This is a genomic window from Salipaludibacillus neizhouensis (assembly GCF_002886185.1).
Lineage (GTDB): Bacteria > Bacillota > Bacilli > Bacillales > Salisediminibacteriaceae > Salipaludibacillus > Salipaludibacillus neizhouensis.
Window position 1 is genome coordinate 40,620 of the sequence record NZ_KZ614148.1, and the last position, 18,318, is coordinate 58,937.

17 protein-coding genes and 2 riboswitches are annotated in these 18,318 nt (G+C 38.4%); of the genes, 15 read left to right on the forward strand and 2 right to left on the reverse strand.

What is annotated here, in order from left to right:
- The 3 genes from CEF18_RS23100 to secY all read left to right on the forward strand — a co-directional run.
- Positions 1-364, forward strand: a 364-nt coding sequence (locus tag CEF18_RS23100) for an IS3 family transposase (RefSeq protein WP_190238692.1), incomplete at its 5' end; no start/stop codon positions are given.
- A gap of 315 nt (positions 365-679) precedes the next feature.
- A riboswitch (SAM riboswitch) is annotated at positions 680-818 on the forward strand.
- 233 nt (positions 819-1,051) lie between these two features.
- Complete coding sequence (locus tag CEF18_RS23105; protein WP_183041200.1) at positions 1,052-2,338, forward strand: homoserine dehydrogenase; 1,287 nt, start codon at positions 1,052-1,054, stop codon at positions 2,336-2,338.
- 205 nt (positions 2,339-2,543) lie between these two features.
- Positions 2,544-3,845 carry a preprotein translocase subunit SecY gene (gene secY, locus CEF18_RS23110; RefSeq protein WP_110938893.1) on the forward strand — a complete coding sequence of 434 codons (1,302 nt, stop codon included), beginning with the start codon at positions 2,544-2,546 and terminating at the stop codon, positions 3,843-3,845.
- A 361-nt stretch (positions 3,846-4,206) separates the two neighbouring features.
- Here secY and CEF18_RS23115 read toward each other — a convergent pair whose 3' ends face one another.
- Positions 4,207-4,536 carry a spore coat protein gene (locus tag CEF18_RS23115; protein WP_110938894.1) on the reverse strand — a complete coding sequence of 110 codons (330 nt, stop codon included), beginning with the start codon at positions 4,534-4,536 and terminating at the stop codon, positions 4,207-4,209.
- Between the two features lie 21 nt (positions 4,537-4,557).
- A complete protein-coding gene (locus CEF18_RS23120; RefSeq protein ID WP_110938895.1) occupies positions 4,558-4,827 on the reverse strand; it encodes a hypothetical protein in 270 nt (89 codons plus the stop codon).
- A 275-nt stretch (positions 4,828-5,102) separates the two neighbouring features.
- On the opposite strand from CEF18_RS23120, the gene CEF18_RS23125 reads away from it, so the two are divergent.
- From CEF18_RS23125 to sufC, 12 genes are all read left to right on the forward strand, one after another.
- Complete coding sequence (locus CEF18_RS23125) at positions 5,103-7,490, forward strand: 3-hydroxyacyl-CoA dehydrogenase/enoyl-CoA hydratase family protein (protein WP_110938896.1); 2,388 nt, start codon at positions 5,103-5,105, stop codon at positions 7,488-7,490.
- Positions 7,491-7,526: 36 nt separating this feature from the next.
- Positions 7,527-8,708 carry an acetyl-CoA C-acetyltransferase gene (locus tag CEF18_RS23130; protein ID WP_110938897.1) on the forward strand — a complete coding sequence of 394 codons (1,182 nt, stop codon included), beginning with the start codon at positions 7,527-7,529 and terminating at the stop codon, positions 8,706-8,708.
- Between the two features lie 23 nt (positions 8,709-8,731).
- Positions 8,732-10,513 (forward strand): acyl-CoA dehydrogenase family protein, encoded by a 1,782-nt coding sequence (locus tag CEF18_RS23135; RefSeq protein WP_110938898.1) that lies wholly within the window; start codon positions 8,732-8,734, stop codon positions 10,511-10,513.
- A gap of 350 nt (positions 10,514-10,863) precedes the next feature.
- Positions 10,864-11,220, forward strand: a complete 357-nt coding sequence (locus tag CEF18_RS23140) for an arsenate reductase family protein (RefSeq protein ID WP_110938899.1) — start codon at positions 10,864-10,866, stop codon at positions 11,218-11,220.
- 86 nt (positions 11,221-11,306) lie between these two features.
- Positions 11,307-11,690 carry a glycine cleavage system protein GcvH gene (gene gcvH / locus CEF18_RS23145; RefSeq protein ID WP_110938900.1) on the forward strand — a complete coding sequence of 128 codons (384 nt, stop codon included), beginning with the start codon at positions 11,307-11,309 and terminating at the stop codon, positions 11,688-11,690.
- 184 nt (positions 11,691-11,874) lie between these two features.
- Positions 11,875-12,198 (forward strand): DUF2553 family protein, encoded by a 324-nt coding sequence (locus CEF18_RS23150; protein WP_110938901.1) that lies wholly within the window; start codon positions 11,875-11,877, stop codon positions 12,196-12,198.
- 210 nt (positions 12,199-12,408) lie between these two features.
- On the forward strand, positions 12,409-12,741 hold the full coding sequence (locus CEF18_RS23155; RefSeq protein ID WP_190238715.1) for an SCP2 sterol-binding domain-containing protein: 333 nt from the start codon (positions 12,409-12,411) through the stop codon (positions 12,739-12,741).
- A 66-nt stretch (positions 12,742-12,807) separates the two neighbouring features.
- Positions 12,808-12,925, forward strand: a riboswitch (SAM riboswitch).
- Between the two features lie 125 nt (positions 12,926-13,050).
- Entirely contained in the window at positions 13,051-14,076 is a 1,026-nt protein-coding gene (locus CEF18_RS23160) for a methionine ABC transporter ATP-binding protein (RefSeq protein WP_110938903.1), read from the forward strand.
- A 49-nt stretch (positions 14,077-14,125) separates the two neighbouring features.
- Positions 14,126-14,755 (forward strand): methionine ABC transporter permease, encoded by a 630-nt coding sequence (locus CEF18_RS23165; RefSeq protein ID WP_183041201.1) that lies wholly within the window; start codon positions 14,126-14,128, stop codon positions 14,753-14,755.
- Positions 14,756-14,788: 33 nt separating this feature from the next.
- Positions 14,789-15,688: a MetQ/NlpA family ABC transporter substrate-binding protein gene (locus tag CEF18_RS23170; RefSeq protein ID WP_110938904.1), complete on the forward strand. Its 900-nt coding sequence runs from the start codon at positions 14,789-14,791 to the stop codon at positions 15,686-15,688.
- Positions 15,689-16,187: 499 nt separating this feature from the next.
- Positions 16,188-16,565: a carboxymuconolactone decarboxylase family protein gene (locus tag CEF18_RS23175; RefSeq protein WP_110938905.1), complete on the forward strand. Its 378-nt coding sequence runs from the start codon at positions 16,188-16,190 to the stop codon at positions 16,563-16,565.
- A 946-nt stretch (positions 16,566-17,511) separates the two neighbouring features.
- Entirely contained in the window at positions 17,512-18,294 is a 783-nt protein-coding gene (sufC, locus tag CEF18_RS23180; RefSeq protein ID WP_110938906.1) for a Fe-S cluster assembly ATPase SufC, read from the forward strand.
- Positions 18,295-18,318: the final 24 nt, after the last annotated feature.

The following is an 18,318-nucleotide window of genomic DNA, read 5'->3' on the forward strand; positions in this document are numbered from 1 at the left end:
AGAAATGGATATTGTTTATCAAACATTAGACAACCTCAAGGAAGGGATGGGTATCTTTCACCCTGAGACTATCCTCCACTCTGATCAAGGGGTTCACTATACTCATCCAGAGTTCCAGGACAGAGTGAAAAAATTAGGGGTACGTCAATCTATGTCAAGAAAGGGAAATTGTTGGGACAACGCACCAATGGAATCATTCTTTGGTCATTTCAAAGATATGGTCGATCACAAAGCATGCGAGAACTTTATGCAATTAAGACAAGAAGTAGATGACTACATGGAAGAATATAATAGTCATCGTTACCAGTGGGGATTAAAGAAAATGACCCCGGCTCAATACCGAAGTCATTTACTAGCTGCATAGGTCTCTTTTATAAACTGTCCATTTTATAGGTTACAGTTCAAATCGCAGCCTCTTTTTTTTGTGCGTTGGTTGGTTTGGTAGTTGGGCAAATGATTGTGTTGGGCTTGGAAATGAATGGGTGAGGTGCTGAAATGAATGCGTTGCGTGGAAATGAACGTGTGAGGTGCTGAAATGAGTGCGTTCGACAGTGAAATGAGCGTGTGAGGTGCCGAAATGAATACGTTGCGTGGAAATGAAAACATCAAAATTACTTTAAAATTGCTTTTGACAAGCATACACTAGAGTGATAAAGTATTCTTACAACTTCAAATATTCAACTTATCATGAGTGGTGGAGGGACTGGCCCTATGAAACCCAGCAACCGGTATGAAGACGCATGAATGTGTGATGTCTTTTAATACAAGGTGCTAATTCCTGCAAGGGATTCTTAGTAGAATGCTTTGGGAGATGAGGAAAAGTAATTGTTTTTTAAGTTACGCATCTTCCAAACTCCCTTCATTAAATTGATAGGGAGTTTTATTAATTTACGTAGAATTATTTTGATTCGAGAAATTCGCTTGTACGACATTTATTTTATTTGTGTAAACAAACAATTTAACCTGTTTTTTGAAGAAAATCATTGGATTGTATCTTTCTCATTTTTAAATAGAGATGTATAACAATTCAACATTGGGAGGGAATATTCACATGAGCAAAGCTGTGAAAAAACTAGCAATCATAGGGTTCGGAACTGTTGGAAGCGGGGTTTATGAAACTCTGATAGAGCAAAGAAACAAGTTAGAAAGACTAATTGGCGGTCCTTATAGTATTCCGGTTGTTTTAGTGAAAGATGCTAGTAAGGTAAGAGAACTAAGCGATAACACAGAAGTCACAGATAATTTTCAAGCGATTATCGATCGGAAAGATTTAGATGTGGTTGTAGAAGCTTCCCCTGACGCTGAGATTGCTTATCCATATGTGAAAGCTTTATTACAGCAAGGGGTTTCCGTGATTACTGCTAATAAAGAGCTGGTGGCTAAATATGGGGAAGAATTGTTGACGCTGGCGAGAACTAATCATTGCCGGTTATTTTTCGAGGCAGCAGTGGCAGGCGGAATCCCAATCTTAACGAGTATTCGTCATACCTTAAAATCAAATGTTTTAGAAAAAGTTGAAGGTATTCTTAACGGCACGTCAAACTTTATTCTAACTAAAATGCGTAAAGAAGGGACTTCCTTTGAGACTGCACTAGAAGAAGCGCAAGCTCATGGGTACGCGGAAGCAGTCCCTGATAAAGATGTGGACGGATGGGATGCGTATTTTAAAACAACGATTTTAAGTCATTGGATATACGGTGTCGCTCCGAATTGGCAGACTGAAAAACCAAAGGGAGTCCGAGGTGTAAACGTGAATGACTTATTAATTGCAGAAACTTTCGGTGGACGAATTAAACACGTTGCTTCATTAGAAAAAAGTAAGGACAAAGTATCGGCATGTGTAGAGCCAAGATTTGTGCTATCTGATCACGCTTTGTATGGGGTAGAGGGTGTCAATAATGGCATTCACGTTCAAGGGAACATCGTAGGTTCCTTGCTTTTTCAAGGTCCGGGAGCAGGTAAGTTTCCTACAGCAAGTGCCGTTGTCGAAGATTTGATAAATTTCTGGACAGGTACAAGTGAAGAAGAACCGGTATCCGGAATCGAATTCGAAAAAATGATTTTATCTCATTCTGAGGATGATAGTGTTGTTGAACCGCTGAAAGCATGGCTTTTAACAGGAGAAAAACTTGGACCGCAGTTAGAAAATCAGTTTACAGTGAGTTATATTTCTAAAGTATCAAGAGTGAATGGGCGTGAAGGGATTGTCATAACCGGAGACAATAAAGCCATAGAAGAATTATTCACTTCCTTAAATGATACGGTAGTAGTGTATCCTCTTTCCGGAGATCATACAGAAGTCTTTCCACTTTCTATAGCCCAAACAAAAGTATCCTAAATACTGAAACAAAAGTTTTTTATGTGAAGGGTCCAAGAAGTCTTTTTCGACTAATTGGGCCCTTAAAAGCTTCCTTTATTATAAAGGTACGGTATAAAAACAATATAAAAGTAAGGGCTTTCAAAAAAATGCTCTATTTTTCTGCTTATTGTGGTATTCTTTAAAAGGAAGTTATACATAATTTATAGGGTTGAGGTGTATATTTATGTTTAGAGTAATTAAGAACATGATGAGTATTAGTGATTTGCGTAACAAAATCTTTTTTACACTATCGATTCTTCTTGTTTTTAGAATTGGCGCTCACATACCAGCACCAGGTGTAAATGCCGACGTTCTTAATTTTGAAGGCCTTGCTGCATTGGGATTCTTAAACCAATTTGGCGGAGGCGCCTTAGAGAATTTCTCTATTTTTGCCACAGGAATCATGCCTTATATCACGGCATCGATTATCGTGCAGCTACTTAGAATGGATGTTGTACCGCTTTTCGCAGAGTGGGCAAAAGAAGGTGAATCCGGTCGAAAGAAGCTGGCCCAGGTTACTCGATACGGAACGATAGGAATTGCTTTTATTCAAGCTTTAGGGATGTCCATTGGCTTTAATAATATTATGCCAGGATTGGTACCGGATCCAACTATTTCAACGTATTTACTCATAGCAGTCATATTAACTGCTGGAACGGCATTTCTTCTTTGGTTAGGGGAGCAGATTACCGCTAATGGTGTTGGAAATGGTATTTCCATCATGATTTTTGCTGGTATTGCTTCAGGTATACCTGGAGGAGTTAATCAATTGTACAGCATGTATTTTACGGATGTTGGCGATCAATTGTTTCTAAATATTATTACAGTAGTACTTATTCTACTAGCTATTTTGGCGATTATTGTTGGTATTATTTTCGTTCAGCAAGCAGAACGAAAGGTTCCCATTCAATATGCGAAAAAAATAACGCCTGGAGGTAAGCCATCAGGTGGCCAGTCCTCTCATCTTCCTTTAAAAGTAAATACGGCTGGAGTCATTCCTGTTATTTTTGCAATGTCTTTATTCATTTTCCCGCCGACAGTAGCGAACTTTTTTGGTGAGGGAAGTGCAACTGCCAGATGGATAGTTGAGACATTTGATTATACAAATGCAATCGGAATGATTGTCTATGCCGCGCTTATCATTGCATTTGCTTATTTTTATACGTTTGTTCAAATGAATCCTGAACAAATGGCAGCAAATTTACAAAAACAAAATGGCTTTATTCCAGGTATTAGACCCGGAAAAACTACGGAGAAATTCATTATCCGGATTCTTTACCGTTTAACATTTGTAGGGTCGTTATTTTTAGCCGCGGTTGCTGTGTTGCCTCTCCTGTTTGGTAATTTCGCAGGACTTCCACCATCTGTTCAAGTTGGTGGGACAGGCCTTCTCATCGTTGTTGGGGTTGCTTTAGACACAATGAAACGCATCGAAAGTCAATTAATCGAACGACGTTATACTGGTTTCATGAAGAGAAGTTCATAATAAAGTAAAAAACTGAGTCGGCTAATATGCCGGCTCAGTTTTTTTATAGGATTCATGTATAAGTTGACAGCTATCTTTACGCCACACGTGTCAAGGGAAACCCACCCTTCTTTTCGAGTAGCACCTACACGTAATTCGTAGGTGCTACTCGTGGTGGCGAAAGATAACGTTGTATTTAATAAAAGACGGCTATGCCGTTTTTCTTAGAGATTGTTGTATGCTTTCGAACAGAGGACCCGAATCCGCTCTATGCGGACGCTGTCCTAGGGCAACTACCTTCAAGCCGCACGTAGCAAGGAAGACCACCTTGCTACTTAAAAGATGGCGGCAGAAGATGACGTATAAAAGGCGCTACGCGTTTTTATTGTTGATATGGGAATTGACTGCTATAGCCTGAGAATTGTTGAAAAGCTTGATCTATTTTTTGGGTATCTGCTTTTTCAAAGCTATACCAGCCTTTCTCAAACATTAAGTTAAATAATTCTCTCTGACATCGCTGTGAATCTAGAAAGGCTTTTTCAATGTCTAAGTATAACGCTTGGTGACTTGCTTCGTTAAGTGCTGTCGCATACGCGTCTGTCATATATTTTTCGGTAGACAGCATGTCGTTAGCATAGTCGCGAGCATTCATTTGAGGTGTTTTTGGTACTTGTGTAGGCGGGTTTGAAATTTTATTTGTTTGCTGGTCCATATAAACACTCCTTTCTAATAATTATTGTAGAGTTGATGTTCCTTGTGGATTAGAATTATTCTGTAAATGAGAAAGTAATGTCTGATAATGTTGCTGATGCATTCTTCCAGCAGTATCCAACGATTGAGAAACTTGTTGATCAGAACAATTTTGCGACATATCATTAGCCTTTTTCATAGCCATAAGGTTCCACGACAGCATGTCACTAATGTAGAGAAGATCTTTATCCGTAAGTACTTGTGGTGGCTGCGACATGGATTGCCCCTGTTGGTTCATTGGTTGTTGTTGCATCTAACATTCCTCCTTATCTGCTAATATTCGTTGACGTTGTTACCTAAGTTAGTTTTCACAATAGGTGAGGAGATATTCCTAATATCAACAAATGAAAAAAATTAGTTGAATACGAAATTAAAATTTTTTGTTAATTCTATTGCGTATCAGGTGAAAATTATATATAGTTATAAGTGTAGATAGTTGAGATTAAAAAAAGCGCAAATATAGGCGCCATATTTTTTGCTTTAAAAATGAATGAGTATTCATTCAAGATAGGGAGAAGGAGGTACTTCATGCTGAAAAGAATCGGTAAAGTTGCAGTTTTAGGATCAGGAGTCATGGGTTCAGGTATTGCAGCGCATCTCGCAAATGTTGGCATTCCAACGATATTATTGGACATAGTGCCAAGAGAGCTAAATGAAATGGAACAGAAAAAAGGGCTTACGTTAGAGGATAAAATTGTTCGAAATAGACTAGCTTCAGAATCGATAAAAAAACTTTTGAAGCAAAAACCAGCACCGCTTGCAAAAAAAGAAAATATCGAACTTATTGAAGCGGGGAACATGCAAGATGATATGAATCGTTTGGCGGAAGTTGATTGGATTGTTGAGGTAGTTGTTGAAAACCTTGAGATTAAACAGAGGGTATTTGCGCAAGTAGATGAACACCGTAAACCAGGTTCGATTGTAAGTTCTAACACATCCGGAATTTCTGTAGAAGCGATGGCCGAGGGCAGATCTGATGATTTCAAGAGTCATTTTCTTGGAACGCACTTCTTTAACCCACCCCGTTATTTGAAATTGTTAGAAGTGATTCGAACAAAGGATACGTCAGATGAAGTAGTTAAGTTTATGAAGCAATTTGGGGAAGATACACTCGGAAAAGGAGTCGTGGAAGCCAAGGATACACCAAACTTTATTGCAAACAGAATCGGTACTTATGGGTTGCTCGTAACAGTAAGGGAAATGGTGGAGCGAGGTTATTCCATTGGAGAAGTTGATTCTGTAACCGGTCCTGCTTTAGGACGTCCGAAGAGTGCAACTTTCAGAACATTGGACGTCGTTGGTCTTGATACCTTTTTACATGTAGCGAAAAATGTCTTTGACCAAGTAGACGGGGATGAGAAGAAAGTATTTGATCCTCCCGCTTTTATGAAAGAAATGGCTGAAAAGAAGATGCTGGGAAGCAAAACTGGCAAAGGCTTTTATTATAAGAAAAAGACAGATAAAGGCAGTGAAATATTAGAACTGGACCTTGAGACAATGGATTATGTGGAAGGGAAAAAACTGAAGGCTGCCTCCGTTCAACAGAGCAAACAAGCAAAAGGTCGCTCAGCAAAAATGAAAGCGCTTATCTATGCGGATGATCGAGCAGGAGAACTTGTCTGGAATGTCCTTAAGCCAACACTACTTTATTCTGCTGAAAAGCTTTCGGAGGTCGCGGAGACCATTATTGATGTAGATCAAGCCATGAAATGGGGATTCGGTTGGGAATTAGGGCCCTTTGAAACCTGGGATGCTATTGGTCTTGAGAAATCTGTTGCTCGAATGAAAGACGAAGGCGATAAGATACCGGCATGGATAGAAGAGATGCTAGAAAAAGGATTCACTTCTTTTTATCAAGCGCATGATAGCTACTACCACAATGGCGAATATGTGAAAACAGCGATGAATAAAAAAGTGATAAACATCAAAGCGTTAAAAGATAATGATCATGTCATTATGAAAAATGCTGGTGCGTCCTTGGTTGATCTTGGGGATGATATTGCATGCCTGGAATTTACATCACCAAATAATTCCATTGGGCTTGATGTGATGCAAATGATTAATAAATCGATTGAGGAAGTAGAATCAAACTATAAAGGACTCGTTATTAATAATCAAGGTAAAAACTTCTGTGTTGGCGCTAATTTGATGATGATTTTAATGGAAGCGCAAGATATGAACTTTCCTGAAATAGATTTGGTTATTCGCCAGTTCCAAAAGTCGATGGCAAAAATCAGATACTCGGGGAGACCGGTTGTTACTGCACCGTTTGCGATGACTCTAGGAGGCGGAACAGAGATTTGTTTACCATCAGCAAGTATCCAGGCTTCCGCTGAAACATACATGGGTCTCGTAGAAGTAGGTGTAGGTCTTATACCAGGCGGCGGTGGAAACAAGGAACTTTACCTCCGTAAAATAGAAAGTCTGCCAGAAGGTGCTCAAATTGACCATCAAGCCATTGCAAACCAAGTTTTCGAAACAATTGCGATGGCTAAGGTGAGTACGAGTGCACAGGAAGCAGAAGGAATTGGGTTTATCCGTGAACAAGACGGAATAAGCATTAATGGAGATCACTTGCTTTATGATGCAAAAGGAAAAGCGTTGCACCTGTTCAATCAAGGATATCAGCCACCTAAGCGTAAGAAGATTCCAGTTGTTGGTGAAACGGGTTATGGAACAATGTTACTAGGGGCAAAAACAATGAAATTCGGCGGAATGATTTCCGACCATGATTTGAAAATTGCCGATAAACTAGCGTTTGTTTTGGCAGGGGGACGTCTTCCTAAAGGAACAATGGTAGATGAACAATACTTATTAGACATTGAAAGAGAGGCATTTTTAAGTCTTGTCGGTGAACCGAAAACACAGCAGCGGATGCAGTATATGCTGTCGAAGGGCAAACCGTTACGCAATTAAACAAGTTGAACGTGAAGGAATGAGGAGGGGAATTTTTTGAGAGAAGCTGTGATTGTAGCGGGTGCTAGAACACCTATTGGAAAAGCAAAAAAGGGAAGCTTTGCTAACGTAAGGCCAGATGATTTAGCGGCTATTACGATTAAGGAAACATTAAAACGTGCAAATAATTTTGATCCAAACCGCATTGAAGATGTCATTATCGGTTGTGCAATGCCAGAAGCAGAGCAAGGGATGAATATGGCACGAAACATATCTGCATTGGCCGGTTTGCCGGATCATGTTCCCGCAATTACGATCAACCGTTATTGCTCTTCGGGATTGCAGAGTATAGCTTATGCAGCTGAGCGAATTATGCTCGGACAATCCGAAGCGATTATCGCTGGAGGAGCGGAGTCGATGAGCATGATTCCTATGGGAGGTCACGTCATTGCACCAAATCCTAAGCTCGTAGAAGAAGCACCAGAATATTATATGGGCATGGGTCATACCGCTGAGGAAGTTGCAAAACGCTTCGAGGTGAGTCGTGAAGATCAGGACGCATATGCAGTAGAAAGCCATCGACGCGCAGCAATAGCGTTGAAGGAAGGTAAGTTTAACGATGAGATCGTTCCTGTGTCGGTTACCCTTCGTTCGGTCGATGAGAATAATAAATTAGTAGAAAAAGAGATTATTGTAGATACCGATGAAGGAGTTCGTCCTGAAACATCGGCAGAAACATTAGCAAAACTTCGGCCTGCATTTAAAGTCAATGGAGGAACAGTCACCGCAGGAAACGCATCTCAAATGAGTGACGGTGCTGCTTCCGTTTTAGTGATGGACCGTGAAGTGGCAGAAGCAGAAGGACTAACACCTTTAGTAAAGTTCCGCTCATTTGCAGTTGCGGGTGTCGCTCCGGAAATTATGGGAATTGGGCCAATTGAGGCCATTCCGAAAGCGGTAAAACAAGCTGGATTAGAAATGGCTGATATTGGTCTTTACGAGTTGAATGAAGCGTTTGCGTCACAATCCTTACAGATCATTCGCCATTTAGAATTAGACAGAGAAAAAGTAAATGTAAACGGTGGGGCAATAGCATTAGGTCATCCTCTTGGATGTACGGGAACGAAACTTACACTTAGTCTCATTCATGAAATGAAGCGTCGTAATGAAAAGTATGGCGTTGTTACGATGTGTATCGGTGGAGGAATGGGTGCCGCTGGAGTGTTTGAATTGATTTAAGATATTAAAGGAGGAACTATATTATGGCAACTGCAAATAAAACAGCTAAAGGTGGAAGTTTTCTACTGGACGATGTTTCATACGACCAAGTTTTTACACCAGAGGATTTTACCGATGAGCACAAAATGATTGCCAAGACAACAGAAGATTTTGTTGTTGAGCAAGTGGTTCCACAAATCGAGTTCATCGAAAACCATGAATTTGATCGGTCTGTGAAACTATTAAAAGAAGCGGGGGAACTAGGTCTTCTTGGAGCAGACGTACCGGAAGAATACGGTGGTATTGGCTTAGATAAAATCAGTTCTTCTCTGATTACAGAGAAATTTGCTCTAGCAGGCTCTTTCTCTTTATCCTATGGTGCACACGTTGGAATTGGCTCTTTACCCATTGTTTTTTTCGGAACTGAGGATCAAAAGAAGACATATCTTCCTGCATTAGCAAGTGGAGAAAAACTAGCTGCTTATGCGTTAACAGAGCCTAGTTCAGGTTCAGATGCGTTAAGTGCAAAAACAACAGCCAAATTAAATGATGCTGGAACTCACTATGTACTCAATGGTGAAAAGCAGTGGATTACAAACGCTGGTTTTGCTGATGTATTTGTTGTCTATGCAAAAGTTGATGGGGAACATTTTTCGGCATTTATTGTAGAAAGAGAGTATAAAGGTGTGTCTACCGGACCTGAAGAAAAGAAGATGGGAATCAAAGGGTCTTCTACGCGTACACTAATATTACAGGATGTTCAGGTACCGAAAGAAAACGTATTAGGTGAGATTGGTAAAGGGCACGTTATCGCGTTTAATATTCTTAATATTGGCCGTTATAAACTAGGAGTCGGGTGTATCGGTGGTGCAAAGCGCGCGATAGAAATTTCCGCTAAATATGCAAATGAACGAAAACAGTTTAAACTGCCTATTTCGAAATTTACACTCATTCAGAAAAAATTGGCGGAAATGGCATTAAGAACTTATGCAATGGAAAGTCAAATCTATCGAACAGGTGGATTAATTGATGGAGCTTTTGAAAATCTTTCTGAAGAAGAACAGAAGGATGGAGCGAAGGTAGGAAAAGCAATTGGTGAATATGCAATTGAATGTTCATTAAACAAGTTTTTCGGTTCAGAAGTATTGGATTTTATAGTCGACGAGGCAGTGCAAATTCACGGTGGATATGGCTTCATGGCAGAGTATGAAGTGGAATCTATGTATCGCAACTCAAGGATCAATCGGATTTTTGAAGGAACAAATGAGATTAACCGTATGCTCGTGCCAGCCACAATTATGCGAAAGGCCATGAAAGGCGAACTAGCTCTAATAGAAAGAGCAAGTAGTTTGCAGGAAGAATTAATGATGATGATGCCTGAAGAAGTTGGCGATGAGCCATTAGAGCAAGAAAAGTATTTGTTGGGTAATGCTAAAAAGATTTTCTTGATGATTGCTGGAACTGCAGCCCAAAAATATGGAGAAAAGCTTCAAAAAGAACAAGAAATGCTTGCCAACGTGGCAGATATAGTAAACGAAATATTCAACATCGAGTCTATTATTTTACGAACGGAAAAAGCGATGGCAAAAGATGGAGAAGCTAAATCAAACCAAAAGCTTCTGATGACTCAAGTTTATTCTCAAGAGGCATTTAACCGAATTGAAGCAATAGCAAAAGAATCATTAGTAACACTTGAAGAAGGAGATAGCTTAAGAACAATGCTATCCATTCTTAAAAAATTAACTCGTCACACTCCAATTAATATGATTGCAAAAAAACGAGAAATAGCAGCACGAGTCATTGAAGAAGAGAAATACGTTATCTAAGAAAAACGTATAGTGTCTTTTCTGCCGATGAAGATAAAAATGAAGTTTTGTTATATATAACTATTGTTAACCAATTTGGGGCACTCCCCTGTCCCAATAAAATATGACTCCTTTCTAAATGAAAGGGCATTCTCCTCTCTTAAGGATGGCGAAGGACCTCATGAAACTCATGAGGTCCTTCGCTTTTTCGAGTTTTTCAGTTATGACACTAGGACATTAAATTTCATTATTTCGATTTCCTTTCTACTTTTGTGTAGGAATAATAACAAGCAGGAATGTGTGAAAAAAACCTGAAAGTGGTATATGATGAGGACAGAGTGTGAATCATGTTTTACTAGGAGGAAAGAAAGATGAGAGTTACTTTTTATCATTATCCAAAATGCGGTACTTGCCGCAATGCAAAGAAATGGCTTGACGAGAACAATGTCGACTATGAAGCTGTCGATATCGTTAGTCATCCACCATCTAAAGAGGAATTAGCATCTTATTATGAAAAAAGTGGATTAGAATTAAAGAAATTTTTTAACACAAGTGGACAAAAATACCGTGAATTAGGCATGAAAGACAAAATGAAGACTTACTCGGAAGACGAGTTATTAGAAGTTTTGGCTTCAGATGGTATGCTTATTAAGCGACCGCTAGCAACTGATGGTAAAAATGTAACACTTGGTTTTAAAGAGGAAGTCTATAACGAGGTATGGAAATAAGCAGTAGATTGTTGAAGCATAGCCTTAGGATATATTATAGTAAGGAAAGGTAGAATAATTAATTACATAAATGGAGGGATTTTTAGATGAGTTTACCAAAAGATTTGAAGTATTCAGAAGAGCATGAGTGGGTTAAAACAGAAGGAGAAAAAGTTAGGATTGGGATTACTGAATTCGCCCAATCAGAGCTAGGCGACATTGTTTTCGTAGAGCTTCCAGAAGTGGGCGATGTCCTTGAAGCGGATGAGCCGTTTGGCAGTGTTGAGTCGGTTAAAACTGTTTCTGAACTGTATGCTCCAGTTAGTGGTAAAGTTGTGGAAGTAAATGAAGAATTGGAAGATTCTCCGGAATTCGTGAATGAATCACCATATGAAAAAGCGTGGATGGTTGTAGTTGAGCCTTCTAATAAATCTGAATTTGACAAATTAATGGATGCATCCGCTTATGAAGAAATGATTAATGAAGACTAAATAGTACTCTAAGGGCTTTCCAAATGATTTATATTTGGAAGGCTTTTTTATATATAATTATTGGATTTTTAGAGGTTGTTTTTTTGTGAAACAGAGAGATTGTTGGATTTTTGACTAATATTTCCTCTTGAATGAGATCATCTAAACTCGCTCAAACTAGATGTATAGGAGGAGGGATATATAGATGCAACAAGATGATATTACGGAAAATACCAGCAATAATGATCAAGAAAATACAGTGAATAACAATATGGATGGCTTGGAAGCATCACCAACGTCATTGGTCGATATTTCCGACCAGGTAGAAAAAAAGGATGAAGCAGGGGAAACTGCGCTCTATTTTAATGCTGAAAAAATTGGTCAAATCCGAAAAAAAGGACATTCTCAAATGTATGAAATGTCGGAAGGATTTGAGTTTGAAAATGAAAAATTTTTCAAGGATGCGCAAGCGAAAAAAACGAAGCCACCTGAATCTTATGTAGAAGGCTGCGATATGGGTTGGTGTTAACAGTTAGTGTCTGCTTTTTGTCGAACTAAAGACAAATCGCAGGCACTCTTTTTTTCTATGATTTTCTGGAATGTTTTAGAATGGTATTTCATTCTAAACAAAGCTTTTGATTAAAATAATATCGCCTAACTTTTCCTTAAAAAGAGGACTTACTGTTCGTCTCGTAGAATGAGTAATCAAAAGACGAAGTTCGGATTAGAGGCGGATATCATGAATCATTTACTCATTAAATCAATGGAAGGTATGACAAAGACAAGCCACTTAAGAGAACTATTGAAAAAACATCATCTAATCGTTCAAGTTAAATATCTGGAAAAGCGTTGGTATATGAATTTAGATAACAAAGATTTTAAATTAACGTTGGATGAGGATGTTTGTGATATTATGATTAGTGGCGACGAAGATGAATTGAAACTCTTATTCCGTGGGGAAGACTTTCTGCTGGCCATGAAACGCAGAGGAGATCTTGAAGTTGAAGGTTCATTAAAACATTTGCTTTGGCTGGAATCACTTCTCTACCTCTCTCAAAAAACGGTGAAATAAATTAGTTGACAAGAATTAATCGATAATGATATTATCCATAACAGACTATAAATTAAATATTAATTCTTCTTATTAAGAGCGGCGGAGGGACTGGCCCTATGAAGCCCGGCAACCACTAAGGTATAAAAACCATTAGAAGGTGCCAATTCCATCAAAGTAAACAATTTACTTTGAAAAATGAGGAGAAGGGCTTTTAATTCATTACTAAAAACCTTTCTGCTCATTTTATCGAGCAGTGAGGTTTTTCTTTGATCTTTAACTTTTGTGCTTTAATACGACTAAACCGATCGGTTTAAAAAGGGGAAGCAAATGATTACTTTATCAAAATTAGCAAAAACATTTAATACGCGTGACGGTAAAGTAACTGCCGTCGATCAAATAGATCTCACGATTGAAAAGGGTGAAATTTTTGGTGTGATCGGCTATAGTGGTGCTGGAAAAAGCACGCTCATAAGAATGTTGAACATGCTGGAAGTGCCAACTACAGGGGAAGTAAGTGTCGCTGGTAAAAATATGAATACATTGTCTCAAAGGAAACTACGAGAGGCAAGACAGGAAATAGGAATGATTTTTCAACACTTTAATCTTTTGTGGTCGAGAACAGTAGCTGAGAACATTTCATTTCCTTTAGAAATTAAAGGTGTACCGAGCACAGAACGAAAAACTAGAGTGGAAGAACTTATTAAACTGGTAGGTTTAAATGGTCGAGGGGCATCCTACCCTTCTCAGCTAAGTGGAGGGCAAAAACAACGAGTCGGCATTGCACGGGCGCTAGCGAATAATCCACAAGTATTATTGTGTGATGAAGCAACATCCGCATTGGATCCCAAAACAACCGATTCAATTTTAGAATTATTGATAGATATTAACAAAAAGTTGAATCTGACCATTGTACTTATCACGCATGAAATGCATGTTATCCGTAAAATATGTCACCGGGTGGCTGTAATGGAAAATGGCCGGATTGTTGAACAGGGTCCTGTCCTTGATGTCTTTAGAAGACCTAAAGAGCATATGACAAAAGAATTTGTGAAACAAGTGACAGAACCTGAAGAAACAGAAGAAGCCCTTAAGCATTTGTTTACTGAAGAAGGTATTGGCCATGTCCTTCAACTTACATTTGTTGGAGGCGATGCAAAAAGAGCCCTTATAACAGATCTTATTCGTAAATTTGAGGTTACGATAAACATTTTACAAGGCAAACTTTCGCAAACCCAAGATGGCTCGTATGGATCATTGTTTATAAATGTCACTGGTGACGAGCATCATATAATTGAAGCTATCGATTATATCCGAAAGCAGGAAGTAGAAGTGGAGGTGATCCACGGTGAATAATCTTTTGGTTGGATCAATTCTACTTCTTGAAAATGTTAATTGGGTAAACATGTGGGAAGCGACAGCAGAAACAGTTTATATGTCGTTAATTGCTCTTTTATTTACGTTTATATTTGGTACAATACTCGGACTACTATTATTTCTTACTGCTCGGGGTCAACTTTGGCAAAATAAGATCGTTCACAGTATTATCGCAGCTTATGTAAATATATTCAGATCAATTCCATTTATTATTCTCATCGTCCTGCTTGTTCCATTTACCAGTGCTCTAGTTGGAACAATGTTAGGGCCATCAGCCGCATTGCCAGCGCTTATTATTGGAGCAGCACCTTTTTATGCGAGAATGGTTGAAATTGCGTTGAGGGAAATTGATAAAGGTGTGATAGAAGCATCAAAAGCAATGGGAGCAAGCAATTCTCAGATTATTTTTAAAGTGTTAATCCCAGAATCAGTACCAGCACTTATCTCGGGGATTACGGTTACAGCGATCGCGCTTATCGGTTACACAGCGATGGCAGGTGTAATTGGTGCCGGTGGATTAGGTGACCTAGCATACCGTGATGGTTTTCAACGAAATAATCCAGATATTACATTAATAGCAACAATGATTGTGTTAGTATTCGTCTTTGTTTTACAATTCATCGGCGATTACTTTACCAATAAATTAGACAAACGCTAAAGGCGTAATAAAAAACAAAAGGGGAAATTCAACATGAGAAAGTTACTACAAGGTTTAGGAATTACAGCACTATCTGTAGGAGTATTAGCAGCATGCGGTACGGAAGAAAATACGAATGAAAATAACGCTGCGGGTACAAATGATACAGAAACCAATAACACAGAAAACGCAAACGAGGAAGCAGAAGGAGAAGATCTCGGAACATTAGTTGTTGGTGCTTCCAACGTTCCTCACGCTGAAATATTAGAATTTGCTGCACCACTTCTTGAAGAAGAAGGTTTGACTCTAGAGATCGAGTCATTCAATGATTACGTTCTTCCAAACGAAGCTTTAGCTGCCGGGGAAATAGACGCAAACTATTTCCAGCACATTCCATATCTTGAAACACAGATTGAAGAGCATGGATATGACTTTGTAAACGCTGGAGGAATTCATATTGAGCCGATTGGTTTGTATTCTCAGGAATTTGACAGCATAGAAGCACTTCCAGAAGGTGCAGAAATTATTATGAGTAGTGCTATTCCTGACCACGGAAGAATCTTGAAGATGCTTGAAGAAAAAGGATTAATTACGCTAGCTGACGGAGTCGGTATTGAAGCAACAATTGACGATATTGAAGAGAACCCGAATAACTTTGAATTCTCCGCAAATGTGGAAGCGGCATTGCTACCAACAGCGTATGAGAAAGGAGAAGGGGATGCTGTTCTTATCAATTCAAACTATGCATTAGATGCTGGGCTAAATCCATTAGAAGATTCTATCGCTATTGAATCCTCTGACAGTGACAATCCTTACGTTAATGTTATTGCAACAAACAGTGGAGACGAAGAAGATGAGCGTGTCTTGAAATTAATCGAAGTTCTACGATCAGAAGATGTTCGTGACTTTATTCTTGAAGAATATGAGAATGCAGTAGTACCTGTGACTGAATAATAATTTAAATAATGAAAAGCATCAGAGAAATTCTCTGATGCTTTTTTTAGAGTGGAATTTTAATTATAAGTATGTATTTCGAATAGAGGGATCGAACCAGCACTAGGCGGCTTGCAGATCACCCACAGAAAACGAACGGTAATTCTTCCAAACAACCTTCCACCTTATCAAAGTAAGGTAACAATTTGATATTATAGATGCTGAGTTTTTTTAAAGGAGTTATGCGTTTGGTTACGTATTTTCTACTGGGAATGCTGATAGTAACACTCAAACAAGGGTTCTCTGTCCGAGTGTCACTAAACAGAGGACATAGTGACACTCAGGTGTTGAGAGCCAAACTGAGTAGAGCTAAACATAGCATATAGTGACATTCAGGCCGTATCGAATTGATTGAGTGGAACTAAATGCTATAAAGATCAAAAAAGAACAGTGTATGTACATACTTCTTCTGCTTTCACGCCAAAATAAGTGTATCTTAGCAAGAGAAGGAGTGAAAGTTATGGATGAACAAGAGTTTAGCAATTCATCGATTCAAGAATCATTGCTACATTATAAAGAAGGATTAGGTTATTTCTCAGAGCAAATGCCGGATGTTGCATCTAAATATCAAGCGTTTACGGAAGCTTGTTTCCATCCTGGCAAGCTGTCAGCGAAGGAAAAACAAATGATAGCATTAGGAATCAGCCTGTATGCTCAAGATGAGTACTGCATTATTTACCATGTAAATGGGTGTCTAGAACAAGGAGCATCAAGAGAAGAGATTTTAGAAGCTATCGCAGTTACGGGTGCATTTGGAGGCGGCGGAACTATGAGCCAAGCTGTAACACTTGTGGAGGAATGTCTCATGGAACTTTCAGGGGATAATCTGACATCTTAAATGTTTCAATTATAAAAATAAAGTGCATAACTTGTCAAAACATGAATATTTGCTTGTAAACGGCAGTTATTCTAAATAAAAGTGTGGTCATATTTCTTCACAAGTTGTGAGTCTAAATTGTCAGATTATTTAACAATAGGTGCTGATTGGTTTAAATACTTAATAAAGATATAATTAATCTTGTTAAAGAAGATCTTGATTCCACTGTTTTAGATACTTTTTAGTTGATAGAAAACAGGATGGCAAAGATCAAATCTAAAAACCAATCAGGAAGGAAAGTGATCTGTTATCCATCAGATACAGACAAAACACACAACTGAAATGGAAAAAGCGATGTACCAATCTTATGGAATAGGATATGAGGAGTATAATCGCAAACTAGACAATCGACTTAAAGTAGAACAAGCGCGAGATAAAGATTATCAGCGAAGCTTGGACATTTTAGTTAATACTTGATTACTGACATAAAGCTGATTATAGTGTAGATAATAGGACGGACCAGTATTTTCTCTGGTTCGTCCTATTTGATGTTTATGGAATGTGCAATCGGAAAAAATTATTGTTATACTTAATGGACAAGTTTAATTAAGATTCATTCTCAATTAAAGGGGAAAAAGTTACTTCTATTGAGAATCAATATCAGATATATCACGGTGAAACCTATTCAATAGGAAGAGGACGGGATATATTTTGGATGAATTAATCATAAAATCGACAGTTTTTTTGAAAGTAGAGGAAGAAGAAATTCAATAATAACGGAGGTATAAGTATAAAGTGTAAAATGAGTCAGGGGAGTTTGAAAAGAATGGTGTATTTTCCTTGAACTCATTTTTGATTTGATATAAGATTGTAATGAGAATAAAATGAGAATGTCGATCTTCTTTGCTTCTCTTATCTTAACAGTTTGAAATTAAACTTTCAAAAAATAAATGGAGGTATTTAAATCATGACAAAACCAAATCTAACAGTTAAAGATCTTCATGTTTCTATTGAAGAAAAAGAAATTCTAAAAGGCTTCGGTATTGAAGTAAACGGTGGAGAAATCCACGCAATTATGGGACCTAACGGTACAGGTAAGTCCACATTAGCTTCTGCGTTAATGGGTCACCCGAAATATGAAGTGACTAGTGGAGAAGCAACATTGGGTGGAGAAAACCTGTTTGATATGGATGTAGATGAAAGAGCACGTGCGGGTCTTTTCCTAGCGATGCAGTACCCAAGTGAGGTTTCCGGTGTGACAAATGCAGACTTTATTCGTTCTGCAATGAACGCAGGTCGTGAAGAAGGCGATGAAGTTTCTTTAATGAAATTCATTCGCGGGATGGATGCTAAAATGAAAACATTGGAAATTGACGAATCTTTCCAACAGCGTTATTTAAATGAAGGTTTCTCTGGCGGAGAGAAGAAACGAAACGAAATTCTTCAACTTTTGATGCTAGAACCTAAAATTGCAATTTTAGATGAGATTGACTCTGGTCTTGATATAGATGCTTTAAAAGTAGTTGCAGAAGGAATTAATTCTCTACGAAGTGAAGACTTTGGCTGTATGATCATTACTCACTATCAACGTCTTCTTAATTATATTAAGCCAGACTTTGTACACGTAATGATGCAAGGGCGTATCGTTAAATCAGGCGGACCTGAATTAGCTAAGAAGCTTGAAGAAAATGGTTATGACTGGATTAAACAAGAATTAGGAATTGAAGACGAAACTGTAGGTCAACAATAAGTTTCGGCTAAAGAGGAGGAATGA